This window comes from Frankia sp. AgKG'84/4, assembly GCF_023242965.2.
In the GTDB taxonomy this organism is placed as follows: Bacteria; Actinomycetota; Actinomycetes; order Frankiales; family Frankiaceae; genus Frankia.
The window spans coordinates 1-7951 of the sequence record NZ_JALKFU020000219.1; the positions used below are offsets into that span (position 1 = coordinate 1).

Genomic DNA, 7951 nt, shown 5'->3' on the forward strand with positions numbered 1-7951 from the left:
CCCCGCACCCGTGCCGTCCTCGACGTCTGCCTGCACGCTCTCGTCGAGGCCGAGGAGTTCCCCGGGCAGGGCGAACTGCTGCGCGACCGCGCCGCGCTGGCCGTCATGGACCACCCGAACGACCATCTGTTCCGGTACCGGCTCGCCCACGGACAGCGGCTGTGCGGCGACTACGCCGACGCGAAGGCGTCCATCATCGCCGCGCTGCGCCTGCTCCCCGCGATCGGCTCAAGGATCAGCTTCGGCACTCTCCAGGAGCAGTACCGCCTCGAACGCACCATGATCGATAACGAGCGGCGCCTCGCCGAGCTCGCCGATGGCCAACTCGCCCGCTGGCGCGAACAGGACGCGGCCAACCGCGACGTGCGGCGCCTGCTGCAGACCTCGACGGTGCGGGCCATCGAGCTCGTCAGCGTCTTCACCGCGGCCATCGCCGTCTCCGTCGGCTCCATCCAGGTGACCCTCACCGGCGACATGTCCTTCCACGACCGCGCGCTGCTCCTGGTCATCCTCGGCGCGGTCCTGCTCACGTTCTCGATCGCCATCGTCGCCGGCACCTGGTACATAGCCGGCCGCCACCAGTCCGACCTCACCGACACATCCCCCGACCCGGACGATCACCCAAGGTAATCTTCAACCGGATCACGCTCCGCCAGGGCAACGGAGGCAAGCAGTGACCGCAAAGCGGGGCGAGACGCGCGCCAGAGGGCGGCCCCAGGAGAACACGGTCGCCCGGGACCGCGCCCGCCTCGCCACCGAAATACGCGCTCACCGACTCCGGGAGATCCTCAGTCACGGACGATGATCCCCCCGCGTGCGGGGCGGACATCTGGTTGTCGTGGGCAGTGGGGGTCATTTCGGATGATCCCCGCGCGTGCGGGGCGGACCCTCTGTGAGCTGCGCATTTTCGGGTGTGGTTGGCCCTTCTCTGGTGGTGGGCTGGGGGGTGCGCGGAACTGTCGGTGGTCGCTGGTAAATACAGCGGCATGGTAGCAACCAGGATGGAGTGGGGCCGTCTCGCTGCGTTATGGGCGAAGACGGGATCGCGGCGCAACTGGCACCCACTGTGGGCGCATGTCACGGATGCCGCGGCGGTGGCCGACTGGCTGTGGCGACTCGGGTTGGCACCGTCCTTCAGGCGGGCCGTGGGCGACCTGTTCCCCGGCGGGGAGGAGGATGGCCGCCTGCTGCTGTGCTGGCTGGCGGCCCTACACGATCTGGGCAAGGCATCGCCGGCGTTCCAGGCGGACAACGCGGCGCGCGCCGCGATCACCCGGCTGAATTTCACGGACCTGCCGGAGAACTTGCCGGGCCGGCGGACGGCACCACATTCGCTTGTCTCGGCCGCAGCCATGGTGTCGTTGCTGGAGAAGCAGCATGGCTGGTCCCGTGGGCAGGCGCTGTGGCCGGCGGTACTGGTGGGCGGGCACCATGGCCTCTTTCCGCGACGGGCTTCGCCATGGCGGCGCGCAGGCAACCGCCCCTTCCACGTTGATCAAACCTAAGAACGTCGTACTTAACGTTCGCAGATTACGACCACCCGGCGCCGGCTACATGACGCCGCGCCGCAAAGCCGTGAAGTCGCAAGATACAGCTTGATGGCTTTAGCTCGGCAGTTTAGATAGCGGTTTTATGCGAGTATTGTAATGCGCGCGGAAGCCCACACCTGCGTGCATCACCCATGCGGGGTTCTGGGTAGTCAAAAAATTTGATATATTCCCCGCACGATGCGGGGGTAACGCGATCCAGGGGCGCCCGATCATTTGCAAAATTTCGGAATGGCACCCCCGGAGACCCTTGGTCGGCGTCGTCAGACCCTCCGTCACAGACAGACGGGCATTGGGTAAACCTTGTGCCTTGGGAGGCGAATTACCCCTCCCAAGGAGTACCACTTGTGGGATGCTCGACCTTGATGGTCGGGTCACCCTGGCGGCGAGGGACCGCGCCGACGCCTCGCAAGCTGGCGTTTCGAAGCCTCGCGGTGCTTGCCGCCCCGGTGGGCGCCTTTGGGTTGTGGGCCGCAGAGGAATCAGTGTCCGCCGCCAAGGCCGGCGTGCTGTGGCAGCTGGGGCTCGGCCTGTTCACCGCACTCCTGACCGCCCAGACCATCGTCTTCGCCGTGAGTGCGGACCCGGAGACGGTCTGGCCGTCATTCCTGGATCTGGTGGAGGAGACCGGTCTTGTCATCTGGCTGACGGCGGGCACACTGTCGGTAATTATACCCGCCGCTGCGGATATCACCGGTCGGGGCGGGTTCCTCGCCGACCTCGGTGTGGGACTTGTCGTCGCGCAACTATTTCTGGGCATCGATTCTCTTCAGTCACTTTTACGCGTGCTCGCCGGCGAAGGACGGCAGAATTTTCTCGGACGACTGGCGACGGAGGAGTTGCGCCGCGCCTCCCGCACAGGCCGGCCGGTGCGGGTCGACCGGGCGCACGCGCTGATGGGACTACTCGCCGCAGTGGAGACGGCGATCGATGGCGCGGACGTGGCGGCCCTCGGTCGGCGCATGACCGAGGTGTCGAACCATGCGCGCGACGACCGGCACGCCGAGGTGGTCCGCTGGCGTCTCGCCCTGCTCACCTTTTTCATCGAGCGGGTGGGGCGAGCCGTCCTGTACCACGACCTGACCGGTGACGCGGCCAGAGTCGCGCTGCCCCATCTCATTGACGGAGCCCTGCACTCCAGCTACCGGCTCACCGAGTTGACCGGCGCCGCCGCGGCACCCGGCGAACGCGTCAGCGAGGTCGAAGCCGCCGTAACACTCGGCCAGGTCTGCCGGGTGATCGGCTGGCTTCAGCAGGCCGCGCACGAGCGACTTCAGGATCGCCCTGACGACGTCAGCGCACGCCAGGTGATCTCCTCCGTCGCCTACGGCCGCCTGCGGATCGTGCAGTTCGTCGATCCGGATGCGCCCGGCTTCTTCCGCCAGCCCGACGACCCCTGGCCCTACGGCTTAAGCGACCCGACGGCCGTGCTCGTTTGGCTGTGGTCGATGTGCGAGTTTGGCGGCTCCTGGGTGGGTAGCGGACTGTATGTACTCGCCGAGGTCATCACTGGTGAGAAGTTCTACGGGAACTATTGGAACGACGACTGCATTTTCACCGAGATCGAGCGGCGCATTGGTGTCGACGGCTCCCGACCGCACCGCGCCGGTGACAGGCGTGCGTCCGCCGCCGTAGCCGCGTGCGGCGGCCTGCCGAACATCGCGCTGGAATTGTGCACCACAGTCATCGCCGGTCTGCGGAACGCCCGCTTCACTCCCCCGGCCGGCTTCGAGCAGGACCCGGCGTACTCCGCCGACCGTCGCTACCTGCGGTCACAGATAACCATGTTCGCGACGTACGACTGCCTGCCCGACCCGGACAGCGCACTGGACTGGCTGTCCACCGCCCTGTCGCAGTTTCCGAGCCGGCTCTCGCTGTGGCACATGGTGCACAGCGCGATTAAGATCGCCGGTCAGGCCAGCGCCCTAGACCTCTACGGACCTCACGCCCGCCCCGCCGCCGCGGTGCTCGCCGCGCTGTGCGGGCTCCAGATGCACCGGCCTCATCACGCCGAGGAGCTCATCGGGCGCCTGCCGGAACCTTTGGTCGCCGGCGCGCTACAGCTCGCCCGCTTCGCGCTGACCACCGAAGGACCAGCCGATCCGGTCATGCTCACCTGGGCGCCTCGGGAGGCCGAACGCCTGGGTGACCCGGCCGCGCAACGTCGCGAGCTGCACGGCATCGTCGAGTCGGTGCTGCGATGAGCGCCGAGCCGCCGCCTCCATCCGTCGATCCGTGGCGCCGCGGCTTGCCTGCGGTGGCAAGCGCGGCAACTGTATGGCTGGTGCAGACGTCTCCCCGGTGGTTCACCGAGCAAGCCCACCAGCAGGTCCGCGACGACATCGATCTCGTGCTTTTCCGCCGGGCGCTAAAGGAACTCGGTGGGTTCAGGTTCCGGCGGATTCTGCTCTACGACCCGCCCAGCGACTTGGGCGGCGCCCCTGACAGGTACGCCACTGCCCAGGCAGATCATGCGGCGTGGATCGCCCGAGTCCGTCGTCAGCTGGCCGCCATCGGCGCCGACGGCAGCGCCGGAGGTTCACTTCCCGATGGCTGTGAGTACACCGTCCGCCTACTGATCCTCAGCCGAGCAGGCACACCGACTGATCTCATGGTGGAGGACGGGCTCTGGACGGACACATCACCACCAGAGTTTATCCAGACGACCTGGAACGATCCACGGTTGATTCCACTCGATCCACATGAGGAACTCATCATCGGCCCCCACCGAGACCGTAACCCGCTGTGGCAGGGAGCCTTCCTTGGCTGACGAACCGTCCATCGACCCGGCCCTCGGCCTGACTCTCGTCGGACACCGTTCACTGACCGAACGCGCCGGGCCTGTCAGCATCTGCATTCCTGCTCACAACGAGGCCGCGAGCATCGTCGAAGTCGTCTGCGAGGCTTATCGTGCCATCGAGATCCTTGGCGTCGAAGGCGAGGTGATCGTCGCTGCTAGTGCCTGCAGCGACGACACCGCCCGCCTTGCTCAGACCGCTGGCGCCCATGTGACGGAGACGACGGCCGGAAAGGGGAATGCCATCACAGCCGCGCTTTCTAAAGCAACCGGCGCCATTATTGCAACCGTGGACGGCGACTTCCGCTATTTCGGGCCTGAGCCGATCGCGGCCACCCTCCTCCGTCCGATACTCGCCGGAATCGTCGACGCGACCATCGCCGATCTCTACTGGCGCCCCCTCTACCCGCAGATGTGGCTCTATGGATTCTTCGGGCCACTCGCCGGACGACTGTTCCCCGAGATGCTACCCAAGTTCGGCACTACGCCCTGGTCAGGACAACGAGCAGCGGTCCGCGAGCTCTGGCCGTGCGACCTTCCAGCCGACTTCACCGTCGACATGACTCTGAATCTGGCCTGGAACGACAACGCAGATCGTGTCCGATCGATACCCGCCGACGATTGGACAAATCCACAGCGCCCAAAGCCAGACCTACTCCGTCGGGAATTCGACCTACTCATCGAACACGGTATAGCCAAGGGAAGGCTGCGTCCGGACGACCTGCCCGCCCTCGACGACTGGTACCGCACAACCCAACGACGAATGGCGACCTATCGCCCCGATAAGGATGATGCCCAGGAATTCGAAAAGATACTCCTCCGGGAGGCCATCAATACGATGCCTCAGCCACCCAGATAGTAATTCTATGTCAGCCAGGCAGCGAACCGCAAGCGTGATCCTCACACGCGTGGACAGGCCTTTCGCCCTTCGTCGAACTGCCGCGCCGCATCGGAAAATCTTCGCGCTGCGGGGCGGACGGGCGCCGACATGCCCGCCCTGAGCCCAGTAGGGGATGACCCCCGCACGCGCGGGGCGGACGTGACGTATCCCGGGCCGTATCTGCCCGGCCCGGGATGATCCCCGCGCGGGCGGGGCGGACATGCGAGGGCCTCACCATATCCGGCCTACACCTGGATGATCCCCGCGCGGGCGGGGCGACCCTTTGTGAGCTGGGGGTTAGCGCGGGCGGTTGCGCGTTTTGCATCGGTGGGTGTGGATGGCTGCCGACGGATACCGCAGGATCGTAGCAACTGCGGTCGTAGCTCCCCTTTCCAAAGTTGGAGATGGCTCGCGGAAGCATGAGGATGGATCCGCGCGAGCTGGCGAGGCGTCCCCCGGAGCCGATCTCCGCGGCCGGCGCGCGGCGCCTCAAGGGAACGCACGCCGGCTGGTGATCGCGGTCGACCGAAGTCCAGAAATGATCGCGGCCCTGCTGAGACGTGCGGGCCGCTCCGGCAGCGGGGACGCGGGCCTCAGCCGGACGGCACCCACTCGGCGAGCTTCGGGGTGAGGATCGCGGCGAGGAGGCCGGGGAAGCGGGCCTCCAGGTCGTCGTGCCGGATGGTGACGACGCGGCGGCGGCCTTCGACGGTGGTCGTGGTCAGGCCGGCCTCGCGCAGGACGCGGTAGTGGTGGGAGACCGTCGGGGGGGTCACCTCGACGCCGCCGGCGACCTCGGCGCAGTCGGCCGGGCCGCCGCGGGCGTACATCTCGCGCATCAGCGTGAGCCGGACGGGATCGGCGAGCGCGCCGAGGAGCGTGACCAGGTTGATCGAGTCACGGCTCGGCTGGGGAAGCTGCCGGGGCATCGCGGGCCGCCCGGGTCAGCAGCCGCGCCGGGCCGCACCCCGGCCAGCGCGCCCGACGCAATACTTTGACATCCATCGAACCTATCCCTAGCCTCGCCGCTGTGACGATTCGACAAGCATCGAATGATGCACAACGGGCGGCCGGCGAGCTGCGGGGTTGGCAACTCGGGGTGCTGGCCGCGGGCACGTTCACGCTCGGTGTCGACGGTTTCGTCCTCGCCGGTCTGCTTCCCGCCATCTCCGACGACCTGTCCGTGAGCGTGTCCACCGCCGGTCAGCTCACCACGATCTTCGCCCTCACCTACGCGGTCGGGTCGCCGGTCATCGCCACCCTCACCGGCCGTTGGGACCGGCGGGTACTGCTCGGCGGCGGGCTCGCGCTGTTCCTGATCGGAATGGCCGCGCAGGCACTCGCCCCTTCGTACGGCGTGATGGCCGCCGGCCGGGCGTTCGCCGCCATCGGGGCCGCCGCGTTCCAGTCCAACGCCTACGTCATGGCCGGGACGCTCGTCAGCCCAGCGCGACGCGGGCGAGCGCTCGCCGCCGTCACGGCGGGGACGTCGCTGTCGACTGTGCTGGGGGTGCCGTTCGGCGTGCTCGTCGGGCAGTGGATCGGCTGGCGGGCGGTGCTGTGGATCATCGCGGGGCTGGCGGCGCTCACCGCCGTCACCGTACCCAAGCTGCCGCGGGCGCACGTCCCGCCGACGAGCATGCGTACCCGCCTCGGCGTGCTGACGCGGCCATCGGTGCTGATGGTGCTGATCGCGACGGTCGCCGTGGTCGTGCCGCCGTTCCTGCTGATCTCCTACCTGCCCTCGACGCTGGGCATGGCCGGCACCGACGGGACGAACACCCGACTGGTGATCATCCTGCTCGCGTTCGGGCTCGGCAGCGTGATCGGCAACCGGCTGGTGGGGCGCCTGGTCGACGGCCGCGGCGCGTTGCCGGTGCTGACCGCCGGGATGGCTGCGCTCGCCGGGCTGCTCGCGGTTCTGGTCGCCGCGCGCGAGTGGTACGGCGCGGCGCTGGCCGTCATCCTGCTGATCGGGGTGTGCCAGGGTTTCTCGATCACACCGCAGCAGCACCGCTTGTTCGTCGTCGCCCCGGACGTCTCCACCGTCGCCCTCGGCCTCAACGGCTCGGCGATCTACCTCGGCGCGGCGCTGGGCGCCGCGATCGGCGGCGTGGCCCTGGACCTCGGCGGCGGCGCCGGCGTCCCCGCCACCGCGGCCATCCTGGCCACCGCGGCCGTCGCCTTCGCCACCCTCACCGCCCCGGAACGCCGCCCACGCACCACCGACGTGCCCGCGACGGTCCCACCAGCGCGGCCATCCCCGGACGCGACGCCGACAGCAAGCGACCCGACCGCGATCCCCGCCCCTTCGCCCGCGAGCTCGACCAGCACGCCTTGACAGATCAGCGGACCACTCCAACGCCACTGTTGACGGCAAGCCGCCAACCAAGTACTCGCCGCTACCGGGGATAACCATTCCGCGTACAGATGATTACCGCGCACCAGATTTGCTCAATCCGCTCAACCCCGATTGCACTCGCCGCAGACGGCACTTCTGCGCGACCGAGCGCGCCACACGGGGTGGCACGTCCTTGCCATCGTCCAATCGCAACTAAGACGTAGCTGATACTTATGTCTAAATTATCACAACAAGGGTCGACCTGCAACCGATCGGACTGCTAGGGACCCGCTCAGGCACTTAGCCGCATCTATCATCCGATCGCAGGGGGATGGCCAACGTAGGCCAGACGGGGGCAACCGAAACGGGCAACCGGCGAACTCCCG

General features: G+C 67.7%; 6 protein-coding genes and 1 pseudogene. 6 read left to right on the plus strand and 1 reads right to left on the minus strand.

From position 1 onward, the window contains the following. The 5 genes and pseudogenes from MXD58_RS14710 to MXD58_RS14730 form a co-directional block, all read left to right on the plus strand. Positions 1 to 630: pseudogene (locus MXD58_RS14710) on the plus strand (hypothetical protein); the annotation flags it as partial. 371 nt (positions 631 to 1001) lie between these two features. Next, positions 1002 to 1505: a CRISPR-associated endonuclease Cas3'' gene (locus MXD58_RS14715; RefSeq protein WP_248837345.1), complete on the plus strand. Its 504-nt coding sequence runs from the start codon at positions 1002 to 1004 to the stop codon at positions 1503 to 1505. Positions 1506 to 2032: 527 nt separating this feature from the next. Continuing rightward, complete coding sequence (locus MXD58_RS14720) at positions 2033 to 3751, plus strand: hypothetical protein (protein ID WP_248837344.1); 1719 nt, start codon at positions 2033 to 2035, stop codon at positions 3749 to 3751. Further along, positions 3748 to 4317, plus strand: a complete 570-nt coding sequence (locus MXD58_RS14725; RefSeq protein ID WP_248837343.1) for a hypothetical protein — start codon at positions 3748 to 3750, stop codon at positions 4315 to 4317. The genes MXD58_RS14720 and MXD58_RS14725 overlap by 4 nt, the downstream gene beginning before the upstream one ends. Next, entirely contained in the window at positions 4310 to 5203 is an 894-nt protein-coding gene (locus MXD58_RS14730) for a glycosyltransferase (RefSeq protein ID WP_248837342.1), read from the plus strand. The genes MXD58_RS14725 and MXD58_RS14730 overlap by 8 nt, the downstream gene beginning before the upstream one ends. A gap of 614 nt (positions 5204 to 5817) precedes the next feature. Here MXD58_RS14730 and MXD58_RS14735 read toward each other — a convergent pair. Beyond that, positions 5818 to 6153: an ArsR/SmtB family transcription factor gene (locus MXD58_RS14735; protein ID WP_248837341.1), complete on the minus strand. Its 336-nt coding sequence runs from the start codon at positions 6151 to 6153 to the stop codon at positions 5818 to 5820. A gap of 170 nt (positions 6154 to 6323) precedes the next feature. On the opposite strand from MXD58_RS14735, the gene MXD58_RS14740 reads away from it, so the two are divergent. Beyond that, a complete protein-coding gene (locus MXD58_RS14740; RefSeq protein WP_250609414.1) occupies positions 6324 to 7565 on the plus strand; it encodes an MFS transporter in 1242 nt (413 codons plus the stop codon). Positions 7566 to 7951: the final 386 nt, after the last annotated feature.